The organism is Dyadobacter soli (genome assembly GCF_900101885.1).
GTDB classification, from domain to species: domain Bacteria; phylum Bacteroidota; class Bacteroidia; order Cytophagales; family Spirosomataceae; genus Dyadobacter; species Dyadobacter soli.
The window spans coordinates 292,349-308,968 of sequence record NZ_FNAN01000006.1 but is presented as its reverse complement, the minus strand read 5'-3'; the positions used below and the strand labels follow the sequence as shown (position 1 = coordinate 308,968).

At 50.9% G+C, this 16,620-nt stretch carries 11 protein-coding genes; 8 read left to right on the top strand and 3 right to left on the bottom strand.

Features of this window, described 5'->3' with window-relative positions:
* Window positions 1-4: 4 nt before the first annotated feature.
* Entirely contained in the window at window positions 5-1,276 is a 1,272-nt protein-coding gene (gene dctA, locus BLQ88_RS11680) for a C4-dicarboxylate transporter DctA (protein WP_090149556.1), read from the bottom strand.
* Between the two features lie 177 nt (window positions 1,277-1,453).
* Here dctA and BLQ88_RS11675 point away from each other — a divergent pair, with 177 nt between their 5' ends.
* The 7 genes from BLQ88_RS11675 (at window position 1,454) to BLQ88_RS11645 (ending at window position 8,869) form a co-directional block, all read left to right on the top strand.
* Complete coding sequence (locus BLQ88_RS11675; RefSeq protein WP_090149553.1) at window positions 1,454-1,801, top strand: DUF6686 family protein; 348 nt, start codon at window positions 1,454-1,456, stop codon at window positions 1,799-1,801.
* 9 nt (window positions 1,802-1,810) lie between these two features.
* Entirely contained in the window at window positions 1,811-2,641 is an 831-nt protein-coding gene (locus tag BLQ88_RS11670; RefSeq protein ID WP_090149550.1) for a heme/hemin ABC transporter substrate-binding protein, read from the top strand.
* Between the two features lie 6 nt (window positions 2,642-2,647).
* Window positions 2,648-3,754 carry a FecCD family ABC transporter permease gene (locus BLQ88_RS11665; protein ID WP_090149548.1) on the top strand — a complete coding sequence of 369 codons (1,107 nt, stop codon included), beginning with the start codon at window positions 2,648-2,650 and terminating at the stop codon, window positions 3,752-3,754.
* Window positions 3,751-4,548 carry a heme ABC transporter ATP-binding protein gene (locus BLQ88_RS11660; RefSeq protein WP_090149545.1) on the top strand — a complete coding sequence of 266 codons (798 nt, stop codon included), beginning with the start codon at window positions 3,751-3,753 and terminating at the stop codon, window positions 4,546-4,548. The genes BLQ88_RS11665 and BLQ88_RS11660 overlap by 4 nt, the downstream gene beginning before the upstream one ends.
* A gap of 25 nt (window positions 4,549-4,573) precedes the next feature.
* Window positions 4,574-5,620, top strand: coding sequence for a hemin-degrading factor (locus BLQ88_RS11655; RefSeq protein WP_090149542.1), 1,047 nt, complete (start codon window positions 4,574-4,576; stop codon window positions 5,618-5,620).
* Between the two features lie 290 nt (window positions 5,621-5,910).
* Window positions 5,911-8,463: an adenosylcobalamin-dependent ribonucleoside-diphosphate reductase gene (locus BLQ88_RS11650; protein WP_090149539.1), complete on the top strand. Its 2,553-nt coding sequence runs from the start codon at window positions 5,911-5,913 to the stop codon at window positions 8,461-8,463.
* Between the two features lie 175 nt (window positions 8,464-8,638).
* Window positions 8,639-8,869 (top strand): helix-turn-helix transcriptional regulator, encoded by a 231-nt coding sequence (locus tag BLQ88_RS11645; RefSeq protein ID WP_090149535.1) that lies wholly within the window; start codon window positions 8,639-8,641, stop codon window positions 8,867-8,869.
* A 6-nt stretch (window positions 8,870-8,875) separates the two neighbouring features.
* On the opposite strand, the gene purB is transcribed toward BLQ88_RS11645, so the two are convergent.
* Entirely contained in the window at window positions 8,876-10,231 is a 1,356-nt protein-coding gene (gene purB / locus BLQ88_RS11640; protein ID WP_090149533.1) for an adenylosuccinate lyase, read from the bottom strand.
* 155 nt (window positions 10,232-10,386) lie between these two features.
* On the opposite strand from purB, the gene BLQ88_RS11635 reads away from it, so the two are divergent.
* A complete protein-coding gene (locus tag BLQ88_RS11635; RefSeq protein ID WP_090149530.1) occupies window positions 10,387-11,127 on the top strand; it encodes an MIP/aquaporin family protein in 741 nt (246 codons plus the stop codon).
* 1 nt (window position 11,128) lies between these two features.
* On the opposite strand, the gene BLQ88_RS11630 is transcribed toward BLQ88_RS11635, so the two are convergent.
* Complete coding sequence (locus BLQ88_RS11630; RefSeq protein WP_090149529.1) at window positions 11,129-16,588, bottom strand: alpha-2-macroglobulin family protein; 5,460 nt, start codon at window positions 16,586-16,588, stop codon at window positions 11,129-11,131.
* Window positions 16,589-16,620: the final 32 nt, after the last annotated feature.

The window sequence follows — 16,620 nt, the reverse complement described above, 5'->3', positions numbered from 1 at the left end:
AATATTACAGCTTAGTTCCAGACGGCTGCGTCACATCACTCAAATTATCCGTCACCACATTCTCGGTCTCCTGGATATTTTTGAACGCGTATTCCATTTTGCTTCGGTCGAATTCCTTTTCGTTGTTGGCGAGCCAGATGGTAGCGACGCCGTTGCCGATGAAATTGGTGATCGCGCGGGCTTCTGACATGAAACGGTCTACACCGAGCAGAAGTGCCAAACCTTCGACGGGAATTACCTTAATGGCCGTCAAAGTGGAGGCGAGTACGACGAAACCACTGCCGGTTACGCCCGCGGCACCTTTGGAGGTGACCATCAGAATGCCGATCAATGAAAGTATCTGGCCCATATTCAAATGCACATTGAAAACCTGCGCGAGGAAGATCGTGGCCATTGAAAGATAAATAGTCGTTCCGTCGAGGTTGAAAGAGTATCCTGCGGGTACCACGAGGCCTACCACCGGCTTGGAGCATCCCATTCGTTCGAGCTTGGCCATGAGCGAAGGCAAACCCGCTTCCGATGAGGAAGTACCGAGTACGATCAGCAGTTCTTCCCGGATGTATTTCAAAAAGCGCCACAGGCTAATTTTGTAAGTCCGCAGAATCAATCCTAAAACCCCGAAAATGAAGACGGCCATAGTCGCGTAGACGGTACCCATCAGTTTGGCGAGTGGTAGCAAGGTATGAATGCCGTATTTGCCGATTGTGAACGCCATCCCGCCGAATGCACCGATCGGCGCGAAGATCATGACCAGGTGCAGGGCTTTGAAAACGTATTTGGATATAAAATTCAGCCCGTCGACAATGCGTTGCTTGGCTTCAATACGGCTCAATACCGAGCCGAATACCAATGCAATGAGCAAAACCTGCAAAGTCACGTTGTCGAAGAAAAATTGCAGCCAGCTGAAATCGTGCGCTTTGCCCGCAAATTTGGAAATATCCCCTTTTTCCAGCGAATCGGTCACCACGCCGTGGCCCGGACGGATAACGTTGGCGACGATAATCCCGACAATGAGCGCGAGCGTCGTCACCACTTCGAAATAGAGCAATGCTTTCGCACCCACCTTCCCTACCTTTTTCAGGTCACCCATACCTACAATGCCCAAAGTGATGGTCAGGAAAATGATGGGATTGATAAAAAGCTTCACCACGGAAATGAATCCTTCACCGAGAATCTTCATTTCCACCGCCGTGTCGGGGAGATAGTGACCGAGCAGTGCACCGGCTGTGATGGCGGCAAGGACCCAGAAGGTCAGGTTGGTAACTAGCTTTTTCAAGAGCGTTCAGGTATAGGAATGATTTTACAATAATAAGAAGTCTGCCAGACGATTCCGGGAAGGCTCAACTAAATTTTTCTTGGTTATTTATACTTGGTCTAAATTAATAACATATATTTGCCTCCGACAAATGGCGAAATTCAGGAAAGCATTTAAATCCATGATCATTAACAGGCTATGCAGGAGGATTCGCATTCATACAATTCATTACGGATTTTAAGCCAGACCGGCAAAGGCTACATCGGACAGTGCAATTGCTGCACGCATTTCAATTTCGCCTACGGTAATGTGCTTTTTGTGTTTACAGAGGATGGTTTGAGGGGATTCCAATCCATTTTGTATGATCAGTACCACATTCACAGCCTCAGTGAACCGCTTCCGCACGGCAAAACCCATTTGTTACAGTCGCCCATCCCGAACTTCATGCTCTCGTTCGACGATACCGAGTTGGAGGAGATCCACACGATGTTCCAGGAAGCGCTGCTGGTTTTGGAAGTGGATAAAATATTTTCCTATAAAAAGTAAAACCCTGAAATGCAGCTGGTTTCGAGATTTTATATCTGTTTACTAATCCTGGTTCTCACAGCGGGAACGGGTTATGCGAAAGCACTCCGGATCGTGTCCGCCAATGGGACTTTGAGTGAAATCCTCGTCGGACTTGGCCTGGAAAAGCAACTTGTGGGCGTGGACGTAACGAGTACCTACCCCGCATCGCTCGAAAAAATCCCTAAGATCGGCCATAACCGCACCATTGCGGCCGAGGGCATTCTGGCATTGAACCCGGACGTGATCATCTACACCAACCAGAGCATGCTGCCACCCGCAGTGGTGAAACAGCTGAATAGCAGCGGCAAAAAACTGGTCGAGTTCAAGCATGAGTATTCCAATGAAGGCGCTATCAAGCTTATTCGCGAGGTAGGAGCCTATTTCAACGCTTCCGCACAGGCCGAAAAAATGGTGAAAGCATTGCAGGCCGACCTCGCAAAAATCCCGGCGCCCGCCAATCCCAAAAAATTACTCTTCATCTACGCACGCGGCACGGGCACATTAATGGTGTCCGGTACCGGCACTTCACTGGACAAAATGTTCACATTAGCAGGGCATAAGAATGCCGTCGCCGGCTTCACCGAGTTCAAACCACTGACCGCGGAATCGCTCATTGCGGCCAACCCCGACGTACTTGTGCTGTTTTCCAGCGGCTTGGAAAGCCTCGAAGGCATGGACGGCCTGCTGAAAATTCCCGGCGTGGCCAGTACCAATGCCGGTAGAAACCGGAAGATCGTCACCATGGACGGCCAGTTCCTTACCGGCTTCGGTCCCCGGCTCGGCAAGGCTGCCATTGAACTTTCCCAAAAAGTAAAATAAGAGGCAATGCTGACAGAAACGGTAAACGAGCGCGACACGACGAAAGCGGAAAGCTTCCAGAAACACATATTGCCTTCTTCCATGGGCAAAATGGTGTGGATACTGGGCTCGATCCTGCTGGCGTGTGTGATTTTCGCGGCTTGCACCGGTGCATTATCGATTTCCCTCAGCGAGCTGTGGCAGATCGTCGCATTCAAACTCGGCTGGGTTACCGAAATGCAGGTTGAGGAGCAGAAATCGATCGTTTTCTGGATCATCCGCCTGCCGCGGGTATGTCTGGCGGTACTCATAGGTGCTGCATTGGGCATTGCGGGCGCGTCGCTGCAAGGGTTATTCCGAAACCCTATCGCAGATGCCACGCTCATCGGCGTCACTTCGGGTGCATCGCTTTTCGCTGTTTTTGTCATCATGCTCAACGTTAAATACTTCGGAATGCTGAACGAGCTCGCGGGCGCATACGGCATTTCGTTTGTCTCTTTCCTCGGCGCAGCCGGCACGACGTACCTTGTGTACCAGCTCTCCAAAATCACCAGCGAAGGCGGCGTGGCCACGTTGCTGCTCTGCGGAATCGCCATCAATGCATTTGTAGGCGCGGTAACCGGGCTGATGACCTACCTGGCCGACGATGCCCAGCTTCGCAACATTACTTTCTGGAACCTCGGCAGCCTGGGCGGCGCCAGCTGGAATTCCGTGATGGCCGTGGGGCCATTCGTAGGAATCTCACTCATTTTCATGCCCTATTTATCCAAAGCATTGAACCTGCTCGTGCTCGGCGAAAGCCAGGCGGCGAGCCTTGGTGTGAATATGAAATCCCTGAAAAGGCAGGTAATCATCCTCGCAACCCTGGGCGTAGGTGCGTCCGTGGCCGTGGCGGGGAGTATCGGCTTTGTAGGATTGATAGTACCGCACATTATACGCACGTTGTTCGGTCCCAACCACCGGACATTGATAATCGGATCGGCATTTGCGGGCGCCATTGTGCTCACAATAGCCGATACCTTCTCCCGCACGATCGTAGCGCCGTCGGAACTGCCGATAGGCATTCTTACGGGCATGCTGGGTACGCCGTTCTTCATTTATATTTTGTGGGAACAAAAACGGAAACGGCTATGATCGAGGTGCGGAATGCAGGGTTTGAAGTAAAAGGCCGGAAATTGCTCGATAACGTGAGTTTTTCGGTTAAACCCGGGGAATTCTGGGCGATTGTGGGTGCTAATGGAGCCGGAAAATCGACGTTGATCAAGCTGCTTTCCGCGGAACAGGGAGCCACTTCCGGCTCGGTGCATTTCCACGACCGCGACCTTCGAAAGTACAAATTGAAGGAATTGGCTACCAAGCGGGCTGTTTTGTCCCAGCAAAACAATATTACGCTCTCCTTCACTACGCAGGAAATTGTGCTGATGGGCCGCTACCCGTTTTACGACGCCGATCCAACCCAGCGCGACCTGGCAATTGTCGATATGTGCCTCAAAAAAGTCGGTATTGGCCATTTGAAAGGACGAATTTACCCGACCTTATCCGGCGGGGAGCAGCAGCGCGTGCAGCTGGCCCGCGCGCTCGCGCAGGTGTGGGAGATCGAAAATGGCTTGCTCCTGCTCGACGAACCGACCACCGGAATGGATCTTTTGCATCAGTACGAGACATTCCAGCTTGCAAAGGAACTTACGCGCAAAAATTTCGCGGTGATTGCCGTGATCCACGACCTGAACCAGGCATTGCAATATTCCGACCGCGTGCTAATGCTCAAAGGCGGATGTATGCACGCCATTGGCTTACCCGAAAACGTGCTTACCGAGCAGGCGATCCAGGAAGCATTTGGCTTGCCGGTGCAGATTATCCAGCCGGAAACGACGCCTTACCCGGTAATTGTGCCGCAAGTGGCGCCCGTACCGTACCATTTACCCTGATTAATAACAATTAAAATACCAAGACATGAAGTCTACCCTTTCACCGGACAGAACTGAATTGAAAGAACGCTGGGCAGAGTACAAACTCGCCAATCCCAAATCACGCATCCGTGACGACGCCAAAGCGCTTGGCACCTCGGAAGCGGAACTCCTTGCGACCGGGCTCGGAACCAATGTGCAGCTGCTCGCCGGCGATTTCAGGGAGCTGATCAAGGAAATGGGCTCACTCGGGCACGTGATGGCGCTCACGCGTAACGACCACGTCGTACACGAGCGCAAGGGTGTGTATGAGAAAATATCGTTCAACAACCACGTCGGCCTGGTGCTGGGCGAGGATATCGACCTCCGTCTGTTCCTCGGCGACTGGAAATTCGGCTTTGCCGTTTCGGAAAACGACCGTTTCAGCCTGCAATTCTTCAACAGTTTCGGTGAAGCGGCGCATAAGATTTACCTCACGGAAAAAAGTAACAAGGAAGCCTACGACGCATTAGTTGCCAAATACCTCGCCGCCGACCAGGATGTAAATCTTTTTGTAAGCGAGAAAAAAGAAAAGGTAGCCGAGTCCGAAGAGGCTCCTGGCCTCGACAGGCCCGCATTCCAGCAGGAATGGCTGGCATTGAAAGACACGCACGACTTTTTCACGCTCCTTCGCAAGCATAACCTTTCCCGGAAACAGGCATTGCGCAATGCACCCGAAGGTTACGCGCACCGCATTAAGCCGGAAAGCATGAAACCGCTTTTCGACGCGATTTCCGAAACCGGGTTGCCGATTATGGTTTTCGTTTCAAATCCAAACTGCATTCAAATCCACACCGGCCCGATCAAAAAGATATTTGTTATGGGCCCGTGGCTGAACGTGATGGACCCGGAGTTCAACCTGCATTTACGGGAAGACGCGATCGATGAAGCCTGGGTGGTCAGAAAGCCTACCGAAGACGGCATCGTAACCGGAATCGAGCTCATCGATAAGGATGGTGTGATGTTCAACCAGTTTTTCGGCAAGCGCAAGCCGGGCATTCCCGAACTGGCCGAATGGCCTGCGCTCATCGAGCAGCACGCTATACAGTTGTGACAACAAAACAGATCGTACTAACGACTTAAGATTAAATTTCGCCATAGTAATTCCGAAATTGCCGGCTTCCTTAGAGAGCCGGTATTTTTTTGTAATAATTTTTATAAGGATTTTTCAGCTTGTATAAAAATTTGCAAACTTTTTATAAAATTAAAAATTTCAACACATTGAAATAGAGTATTTTACACTAAAACATTTGCAAACTTTTTTCAACATTCGCTTTCATTTAAAAACCAAAATATGTAAATTTGAAACTCTCAACTTCTTCAAAAAACGTCTGATACCACCCAATGGAATCCATAAAATCTTCACAATCAGAAAGAACCTATACCAGTGACGAAGCCTATCGGGCGTCGCTGGAATACTTCAAAGGCGACGACCTTGCGGCCCGCGTTTGGGTGAACAAATACGCTTTGAAAGATTCGTTCGGAGCAATCTATGAAGCCACACCGAACGATATGCACCGCCGCATCGCGTCCGAGATCGCGCGGATCGAGCAGCGCTATCCGAACCCGCTGAGCGAAGCGGATATTTTCGATCTGATCAAGGATTTTAAATACATTATCCCGCAAGGCAGCCCCATGACGGGCATTGGTAACCCTTACCAGATCGCCTCGCTTTCCAACTGCTTTGTGATCGGCAATAATGGCGAGTCGGATTCGTACGGTGGCATTATGAAAATCGACCAGGAGCAGGTGCAATTGATGAAACGCCGCGGCGGCGTGGGGCACGACCTCTCGCATATCCGTCCGAAAGGCTCTCCGGTAAAGAACTCGGCGCTTACGTCAACGGGCATTGTGCCGTTTATGGAACGCTTTTCCAATTCTACGCGGGAAGTAGCGCAAGATGGCCGCCGGGGCGCATTGATGCTTTCGGTTTCCATTAAACACCCTGACTCCGAAAGCTTCATCGATGCAAAAATGGAGCAGGGTAAGGTTACAGGCGCGAACGTGTCGGTACGAATCGACGATGCATTTATGAAAGCGGTGGATTCGGGAACGGCATACCGCCAGCAATATCCGATCAAAAGCGACAATCCTTCGCATATCAAGGACATCGACGCGACGGCGCTCTGGAAAAAAATCGTGCATAATGCATGGCAATCTGCCGAGCCGGGCATTTTGTTCTGGGACACGATCATCCGCGAATCCGTGCCCGATTGCTACGCCGACCTCGGTTACCAGACTATTTCGACCAACCCATGCGGCGAAATCCCGCTTTGCGCGTATGATTCATGCCGTTTGCTGGCCATTAACCTGTTCTCGTACGTCGAAGACGCATTCACAGACAAGGCAAAGTTTAATTGGGAGCTGTTCAAAAAGCATATTGCGGCAGCGCAGCGCATGATGGACGACATTATCGATCTTGAACTCGAAAAGATCGACGCCATCCTGCAAAAAATAGATGAAGATCCGGAAGATGCGGACGTGAAACTCGTAGAGCGCAACCTTTGGCTCAATATTCAAACAAAGGCCAACGAAGGTCGCCGTACCGGTATCGGTATCACTGCCGAAGGCGATATGCTGGCGGCTTTGGGCCTGCGTTACGGCAGCGACGAGGGCAATGCATTTGCCGTTGAAATACACAAAACCGTCGCGCTCGAAGCTTACCGCGGATCGGTGCATACTGCAAAAGAGCGTGGTGCGTTCGCTATTTTCGATTCGGAAAGGGAGAAAAATAACCCGTTCATCAACCGTCTGAAAGAGGCCGACGCGCAACTTTATTATGAAATGCTGGAATACGGCCGCCGTAACATTGCATTGCTGACCATCGCGCCGACTGGAACGACCAGCTTAATGTCTCAAACCACGTCGGGTATCGAGCCGGTTTTCCTTCCGGTTTATAAAAGAAGAAGAAAGGTTAATCCGAATGATAAAGATGTCCGCGTGGATTTTGTGGACGAAGTAGGCGATTCGTGGGAGGAATATGTGGTTTTCCACCACCGTTTCAAGCAATGGATGGAGGTGAATGGCTTCGATACGACAAAAAATTACGCGCAGAAAGACCTCGATGAGTTGGTTAAAAAATCGCCTTACTACAAAGCCACTTCCAATGATGTGGATTATCTCAAAAAGGTGAAAATGCAGGGCTCAATTCAGCAATGGGTCGACCACTCGATCAGCGTGACCATCAACATGCCGAACGACGTCACCGAGGAGCTCGTGGGCGAATGCTACATGGAAGCCTGGAAAGCGGGTTGCAAAGGCGTTACCGTGTACCGCGACGGCTCGCGTTCAGGCGTTTTGATTTCCAATACCGAGAAAAAAGAGGAGCCGCAGGAAGGCGCGGCTACCCCATTCCCGACCGAGCGCCCGCAAACGCTCGAAGCCGATGTGGTACGTTTTCAGAACAAAAAAGATAAATGGATCGCATTCATCGGCCTGATCGACGGGCGTCCATACGAGATTTTTACCGGTTTTGCAGATGATGAAGATGGCATTCTGATCCCTCGCTGGGTGAATGAAGGGCTGATCATCAAAAACCGCGAAGCCGACGGCAGCTCGCGTTATGATTTTCAGTACAAAAATACGCGCGGCTATAAAACCACAATTGAAGGGTTGTCCCACAAATTCAACCCTGAATACTGGAACTACGCCAAGCTGATTTCCAGCACATTGCGCCACGGAATGCCGATCGAAAAGGTAGTTGACCTGATCAGCAGCCTCCAACTCGACGAAGCGATCAACACCTGGAAAGCCGGTGTAGCCCGCGCATTGAAACGCTACATTCCGGACGGTACCGAAGCGGCGAAGCAAAAATGCCAGAACTGCGGATCAACGAATTTGCTCTATCAGGAGGGATGCTTGACGTGCAAAGATTGCGGCTCGTCCAAGTGCGGATAATTTTTTAATTTTGAATGAGCGAATGAGTGAATGAGTGAATGCTATTTAAATTATTCACTCATTCACTCATTGACTCATCGCTCCGGCGACCCGGTCAATCATTACTATACTCACGCTACTCAATACCCCAACGCACCAGCCCCGGTTCAAAGCATTCACGCTTTAAACCGACGTCATGTGTATTTCACAAATTCTGATCAGTTACCGGAAAGGTAATGGGCTATCACAGAAGCAAATGTCCGACTTGCTCGGCGTTTCCCAGGTGGGTTACCACAAATGGGAGACCGGTACCACGAAAATTGAAATGGAGCACTATTGCCGCATTGCGACGCTCTGTGATGTGGATTTGATGGATCTTCTCCCGCGCGAATGGCAGGAGAAGATCAGGGATGAGTTGGGGGTTTGACTTCCCTTAGAAAGTGTCTTCCACAACGCCCAGGTAATTAAATGGGCTCAATGCGCGAAGTTCTTCCCGTATTTTTTCGGACACGTCCAGCGTCTCGATGAAACGCGAGATGGAGTCGTGGGTAATTTTTTCGTTGGTACGCGTCAGCTCCTTCAATGCTTCGTAAGGCTTCGGATAGCTTTCGCGGCGAAGGATCGTCTGGATTGCTTCGGAAACTACGGCCCAGTTTTCTTCCAGTTCGGCTTTCAGTACTTCGCCGTTCAGTTCCACTTTGCCAAGGCCTTTCAGCAATGAGTTCAGTGCAATGGCCAAATGCGCAATCGGGACACCGATGTTACGGAGAACCGTCGAGTCGGTAAGGTCGCGTTGCAGGCGGGAAATGGGCAATTTGGAAGCAAAATGCTCGAACAATGCCGATGCGAGACCCAGGTTACCTTCCGAGTTTTCGAAATCGATAGGATTCACTTTGTGCGGCATCGCAGACGAACCTACTTCGCCGGCTTTGATTTTCTGTTTGAAATACCCCATCGAAATGTACGTCCACATGTCGCGGTTAAGGTCGGTGAGGATCGTGTTCAGGCGTTTCAGACAGTCGAAAGTAGCGGCCAGGTTGTCGTAATGCTCAATCTGCGTCGTGTGGCGGCTTCTTTTTAATCCCAAACCTTCAACAAAATGATGGCCGAATGCCATCCAGTCTTGTTTCGGGTAAGCGACGTGGTGCGCGTTGAAGTTACCGGTTGCACCGCCGAATTTCGCCGAATGCGGGATTTTGTCCAGCATTTCGAGCTGGCGTTCCAGACGCTCCACAAACACCAGAAATTCCTTACCCACACGGGTAGGCGACGCGGGCTGCCCGTGCGTGAATGCGAGCATCGGTACGTTTTTCCATTCGATCGACATTCTTTTCAATACGAAAAGCACCTGACGGAACAACGGCTTGATCTGGCGTTCCATCGCGTCTTTCAGCGAAAGCGGGATCGCCGTGTTGTTGATATCCTGTGAAGTAAGTCCGAAATGGATAAACTCCTGGTAAGATTCGATGCCCAGCTTCTCGAATTGCTCCTTGATGAAGTACTCGACAGCCTTCACATCGTGGTTGGTCACCTTTTCGATGTCCTTTATGTGCAGTGCGTCGGCCTCGCTGAAATCCTCGTAGATTTTGCGGAGCGACGCATATTTTTTCTTGTCAAATTCTGATAACTGTGGAAGGGGAATTTCGCAGAGTGCTATGAAATATTCGATTTCCACATACACCCGGTAGTAAATCAGGGCATATTCCGAGAAATAGGCCGAAAGTTCAGATACTTGTTTGTAATAACGGCCATCAACCGGAGAGATCGCCGTAAGCTGATTTAATGACATGATTTTCAATAACAAAAATTGATTATCAGGCAAAGTTAGCAGAATTCATGGTCCTAAAATGGTAAAACCGGAACGAAAAATTCTTTTTGGGATTGGAAATAGAAATTATAAAACTATTCGCATATTCGTTCACTAACCTTGATTAAACAAAGCACATGCAGCCTTCGCCTTTCATTGGAGAACTAGTCGGGACAATGGTCCTGATATTATTGGGCAATGGCGTAGTCGCCAATGTCGTCCTGAAAAAAACCAAAGGAGAAAGCGGCGGCTGGATCGTAATTACGGCGGGCTGGGCGTTTGCGGTGATGTTCGGGGTATTCACGGCCAATGCATTCGGCAGTGCCGCCGCGCATTTGAATCCGGCCGTGACGGTGGGTTTTGCCGTGCTTCAAAATGATTACAGCTTTGTAGCAACTTATATTCCGGCCCAGCTGATCGGCGCATTCCTCGGCGCGGTACTGGTGTGGCTGCAATACCTGCCGCATTGGAAGGCTACCGAAGATGGCGGGGCTAAACTGGCCTGCTTTTCAACCGGCCCGGCCATTAAAAGTACCGGGGCCAATTTTCTAAGTGAATTTATCGCAACGGTGATATTGATCGTCGGCATTGTCGCGATCGGCTATGCGGGCACTTCCGATCCTGAAAAAGGCGGTATTCCGTCCGGCGTCGCGCCTTACCTCGTGGGTATGCTGGTTTGGAGCATTGGATTGTCCCTGGGCGGTACTACGGGTTATGCCATTAACCCTGTCCGCGACCTGGGCCCGCGGATCGCGCACGCCATTCTGCCCATTCCCAACAAGGGCGACTCCGACTGGGGTTATGGCTGGATCCCCGTTGTGGCCCCCATTGCGGGAGCCATCATCGGTGGATTGATTTTGCGTGGTTTCTCTTTCTGATTTATTCGACGGTAATCTTGCCGCCGCCTGAATAGCTGCGGTATTCGCCCCGGTACATCGCGTCCGCAGCGGCCGGGCCTACCGTAAACGTGCCTTTGGAAGTGACCCTAACCTGGTAATAGAAGGATTTCTCCCGGGCTTCGGCCACGGTGAAGAAATGAATGCGGTCGTCACGGATGTCGTAGTGACGCGGCACGGCTGCTTCTTTGATCCATGGCATATCGCGCGGCTCGGTAATGCGGGGGTTTTCAATTTCAAAACCTGACGGAAGCAGGTCTGTCACGACGATATCGTCGACCGGCAAGCCATTGGTGCTCGAAAGCGTCAATTTCACCACCACTAGGTCGTTTTGATGGAAACTCTGCACCGGCTGGCCATTGCGCGTCAGGAACTGGCGGCGAATGCTGATACCCTGGTCTTCTTCCGTGTAATTTCCGGTTGCCGACATGCCGTCTGTTTGTGCAAACCAGTACAAATCGCCCTTGCCTTGCGTTTTAACCGCCAGTTTTTGGTTTACAATACCTTTCGAAATCTTCAACTCCTTGCCCGAAAACTGGCCCAGCGCCTTGCCACTAGCCGAAACCGAAGCAGTAACCGTCGAGTTGGACGTCTTTTTGGCCAGCTTACCCAAAGCCAATACCGCAAATGCAGCCTCCTGCGTGTTCAGATAGGAAGCCGATTGAATGGCCAGCGAAAGCTGACGGCCCAACACCGGGATCTGGATATTCGAAGGATCAGATTCTATTAATGTATTCAAAACCAGGGACATATTCCGCAGCGGCGATGAATAGCTATGGTCGTAGTAAGACCCGGCATTCTCGGCTACATACTTTTTCGGCAACAATGCATTAAAGCTCCGCGCGTCACCCGCGAGCTGGTACGCGCCTGCGAGCAGGTATTTGGAATCCTGCGTGAGCAAATGCGGATTTTGTTTGTAATAATTCATCGAAGCGCGGTTCGGATGGCCATTCAATGCGAGTACGTACAGTGAATAAATGGCCTCACGGCGAGCTACGGTCTTTTTCGTTTGCGTGCCTGTCGGCTGACCTTCGTAGGCTAATCCATTATTGGTGCTCGCGACAATGACTTCCCTGTTGGCCGTGGTACCACTTTGCGCGGTCAGGAATTCCACGGCACGGCTGAGGGTTTTGGCATTTACCTCAAATCCCGCCCGGCGAGCCTCTTCCAGGAAATGCACGGCGTAGGCGGTAGCCCACCAATCTTCCAATTGCGCGCCCGGCCACATGCCCATTCCCCCATTGAAAAGCTGCTGCGATTCTACTTTACGGATAGCCTGCTGCACGTTGGTCATCGGGTTAAAATCGCTTTCACCACTTTTCACAGTGTAAACCGGCGCGGCCATCGCTTTGGTAAGGTCGGCAAAATAAATCTGCGGGAATGCTTTTGAAACCGTCTGTTCAAGGCAGCCATAAGGATAGCCGAGCAGCGTCGATAATGCTTTTCCTCCGCCCTGCACAAGCGGCGAGCGGCTCAAAACCACCTGCGCAGTACTTGTAGCAGGAATAAATGACGATTTCAAATCGATCGTGCCTTGTTTGTCGCCGGCTATCAATCCGGATGTGCTGGTTTTAAGCAATGGCGAAGCGGGGCGGACCGAAATTTCAGTCTGATTAATGAATGTTTCTTTAAATGCATTCACTTTCACAACCACTTTACCCACACCGATAGCCGTCGCTGCTTTCACCGCAAACATGGCGCGGCTTTCTTTTCCCGCTGGTATAGTGATATTCTGCGTAACCGGGGCCGCACCAGCCGCCAATGGGCCGGAAAGCTGAATCGAAACAGTCGCAGTAGTGGCTTTGGCTTCGGTGTTGCTTATATTCACCGGCAATACCAGTTCGTCGCCGGGGCTCAGGAAGCGTGGTAACCCGGCGCTGATCACGATGGGGTCAGCGACCTTCATATTCTTTGTCGCCGAGCCGAATGCATTATCCTTGTAAGCCACGGCCATAATGCGCAGGTCGCCGCTGAATTGCGGGATATTTACATCAAAGGTCACATCGCCGCTGCCATTAGCTTTCAGCTGCCCGCTCCAAAACGATACCAGTTCGGTACGTCCGTTGCTGAGCGGGTTAATCCTTCTTTCCAGATCATAACCGTCACCACCCGAGCTGGAAGTCCCTGAAATGCTTAGTTCGGGGAAAAGTTGCGCGTACAAATCGTGGCTCGAAACTTCCAATGCCCGTTTTTGGTAGAAATGCCCGTGAATATCCGGCGTTTTGGAATTTTTGATCTGCAAAATACCTTCATCCACTACCGCCAGCGTCACCTCCGCATTCGGCTCGGTTTTGATCCGGATCTGCTGTTTCGTCTTCGACCGCGATTTTTCTACGGCAGTGATAGCGACATCCAGTTTCCGGTCAGGATCTTCGACCAGGATGGGCTGGAAGCCATGCGCCACCGTGAGCGGCATATCGGACGAATCCAGCGGCCTGATGAGCGTCGCGGTCACGAAAACGTTCGGCAAATGCTGATCCTTGATTTTGAATGCGAGCTCGGCGGCCTTTTTCTCGGTGGTAAGAATGTGCTGTTCTAAAACATTATTCCGCTCCACGGTCACTAGCAATCTTCCATCGAATGGCGTTTTGAATAGTACCTTGGCCGTTTCACCGGTTTTATACTGATTTTTATCGGTTTCCATCAGCACGCGGCCCTCATTACTCACTTCAAAAGAAGAATACTGCGTGTAACCGTAGCCGTAAGCATAAAAATTCGCGAGTGTGTAATGCGCTGCGCCCGGACGTCGCACACGTACCTCGTACTCGCCTGAGACCGTAGGCACGTAGCGGAAGGTACCTTTTCCACCAGAAAGCGTTAGTTTGTTGGAATACACCAGCTTTTCATGCTTGCGGGAAGTGTATTGCAAGCGATCGTACTTTTTCTCCACAACCGTTTGATATTCCAGGCGTACCACTTCAATGCTCGCCGCGGCGCCATTCTGCAATGCGCCATTCTTGCCAACACCCACAATATCAACGGGAACCGGCGCATTGGTACCCACGTAAGAGTCGGGCAGCCGGATACCGTAAAATACCGGCTGTGTGTACACGTCGAATCTTTGCAACCTGTTGACCGGCCGGCCGTTTTCGTCAAAAACGGTTACGTAAATTTTCCCTTCCAGCACACCTATATCCTGCAAGCCCGAAAGCAATGTAAACTCCTGATTACCTTGCCCCTGTTCGTTAGTGGTACCCTGGCGGCTGTCGCGCTCGAAAGTAGTTTCGGCGGGAATGTCGAATGTATATTCAGGGAAACCTTTGGCAGAAAAGCCTTTCCGCTGCAATTGGAAATCCATTTCGTAGGTGCGGTTGCTTGCGGGCGGACCAAACAGGTTCGTAGCAGTGGCCGTGAGCGATACTTTCTGGCCGGAAACATAATCCTTCGCGGCGCCGCTGAGATCAACCTTAATGCGGTCGGGCATAAATTCCTCCACGCTCACAGCCTGCGAACCCAGCAAAACCTCATTCGCATTGTATACTTCGAGAATATAGGTGCCCGTCAGCACACCGGCATCAAGGGGAATTTCCGACGCTACTGCGCCTTCCTCGTTCGTCGTTTTACGCCAGGTGCGGAACTCGCGGCCATTCGGCGTAAGCAGGCGAAGTTTCAGCGGTACTTTCTCGGCGGTCTTCCAATCCTGCGTCCGCAATACGGTGTTGAAATGCATTGTTTCGCCCGGGCGGTAAATGTCGCGTTGACCGTAGATAAATACCTGGTATCCCGAAGCATTATCCCGCAGCCCTTCCACATCGAACCGTGAGGTAAGTACCTGTGTATCTTCCAGCAGCAAGTAGTTGAAGTCATCCTCGGAGCTGGCCGTAATCATCGCAATTTTGAAGCCCGGCGCTTTCTCGCTCAATTTTTCGATGTGCGCGATACCCTCGCCATCTGTTTTGATGGTATGTACGCTTTGGTTATTCGAGCTTACGAGCGTCAGTTCAAGGTCTTTGATCGGCTCGTTGGTTTTAATCGAATTGGCAAAAACCCAAAGCTCATCTTTTCCCTGCTTAGCAATAAGGCCGATATCGGAAATAGAAACCAGCTTGGTAGCACCCAGGTAAGCTTCTTCTTCGGAGTTTACCGACACGAGATATACGCCTTGCCGTTTGTTGTCGTCAGGTAATGCGATGTTCAATGCGGCTACGCCCTTGTTTTTGGATAAATCCTGCGTCTCTACGGTCTTGTTCACGATCACGTCGCTCAACTGGCCTTCACGGTCGTCGCTGTAATTGAAGTTACCCGTCGGCTGCCATTCCTCGCCCACATAGGCATAATCATTCCAGCGGTTGTTGTGGATAAAATGCAGGATATTGTTGGCATACAGCTTCGAAATGCGTACCTGCACTTTGGGCACATTCACGATGTTTACCCCGATATTTCTCGAACTTTTGGACGACAAATACAGCCCCTTTTTATTCGCAAACGAGATCGCTGCTGGCATTTTGCCAAAGAACAGGTCACGCGAGGTTTCTTCTTCCAGATTCTGCCCCAAAATCCCTTTCAGCGATTGTTTCAGTTGCAGCACATAGGTTTCCGTCTCATTGAAAGCCCCGCGGATGATGAAGCCATTCTCGGTGGGCTCGGTTTCTACCGCCGCTTCGGGATTGACCGTAAAACTATTCGCAATACTTTCTTTATCGAGCTCCTGGGTGGTCACGATCCTGGCGTAACCCGCATTGTTTTCAAAGCCCGTTTTAATATCCACTACTTCCAAATGCAGCGGCGAAGGAATGCTCACCGTCTTCGAAAGCGCTTCCTGGCTGCTGTACGAGGTATTTTGCACTTTTACCCCCTTATCGACCGCAATATTGACAGGCGTTTCATTGTTATCCGCCGCACCCACTTTTGCAAATGCCAGCGTCACCGCCGATTCGTCCTGAGAAGGCAAAATCCTGTATTCCAATGCCTGATTTCCCGCCAATACCTTTAACTTTTCAGCCACATTCTGTGCATTCACCGGGTAGTTGAAATGCAACCGGAGCCGCGCTTCCTGCCTGCCAGTTTCCTGCGACAATGTCCACCAGCTTTCCGTTTCCGTGAGTTGCAGATAAGGCGTGTGGAAGGTGATAGGGTCTTGCGAAAGTTTGTACTTCTTGTCCTTGTCCGACTTTTCCGTAATCAGATCAGTCAGTTGGGCTTTATACGAAGTAGCCGCACCGAAGCCTGCAACCGGTGAAAACACCAGCTCGTTCGGCGCCGTCCATTTGAACTTCCCGCGAACAGCCGGTTCGAACGTCACATATTGCGTCGAGTCCCAATTGTTCAGCTCGGCCGTCGAAACGAGGTCCTTGTTGAATGTGAATACGAGGTTTTGCGATTGCCCTACCACCTCGGTGAAGTTGGTACCCGCCACGCGGATTTCATTGAAGGAAGAGCAGCTACTGAAAACCCAGACCAAAAAGAGAAAGCAAAAAGAACACAGGATGGCAGTCTTTTTCATAGGAAAGAAGATATAAAAAACGGATGATTTTT

Coding starts and splice junctions, on each gene's coding strand:
- BLQ88_RS11675 (WP_090149553.1), top strand. CDS start 1,454: ATGCAGGAGGATTCGCATTCATACAATTCATTACGGATTTTAAGCCAG.
- BLQ88_RS11670 (WP_090149550.1), top strand. CDS start 1,811: ATGCAGCTGGTTTCGAGATTTTATATCTGTTTACTAATCCTGGTTCTC.
- BLQ88_RS11665 (WP_090149548.1), top strand. CDS start 2,648: ATGCTGACAGAAACGGTAAACGAGCGCGACACGACGAAAGCGGAAAGC.
- BLQ88_RS11660 (WP_090149545.1), top strand. CDS start 3,751: ATGATCGAGGTGCGGAATGCAGGGTTTGAAGTAAAAGGCCGGAAATTG.
- BLQ88_RS11655 (WP_090149542.1), top strand. CDS start 4,574: ATGAAGTCTACCCTTTCACCGGACAGAACTGAATTGAAAGAACGCTGG.
- BLQ88_RS11650 (WP_090149539.1), top strand. CDS start 5,911: ATGGAATCCATAAAATCTTCACAATCAGAAAGAACCTATACCAGTGAC.
- BLQ88_RS11645 (WP_090149535.1), top strand. CDS start 8,639: ATGTGTATTTCACAAATTCTGATCAGTTACCGGAAAGGTAATGGGCTA.
- purB (WP_090149533.1), bottom strand. CDS start 10,231: ATGTCATTAAATCAGCTTACGGCGATCTCTCCGGTTGATGGCCGTTAT.
- BLQ88_RS11635 (WP_090149530.1), top strand. CDS start 10,387: ATGCAGCCTTCGCCTTTCATTGGAGAACTAGTCGGGACAATGGTCCTG.
- BLQ88_RS11630 (WP_090149529.1), bottom strand. CDS start 16,588: ATGAAAAAGACTGCCATCCTGTGTTCTTTTTGCTTTCTCTTTTTGGTC.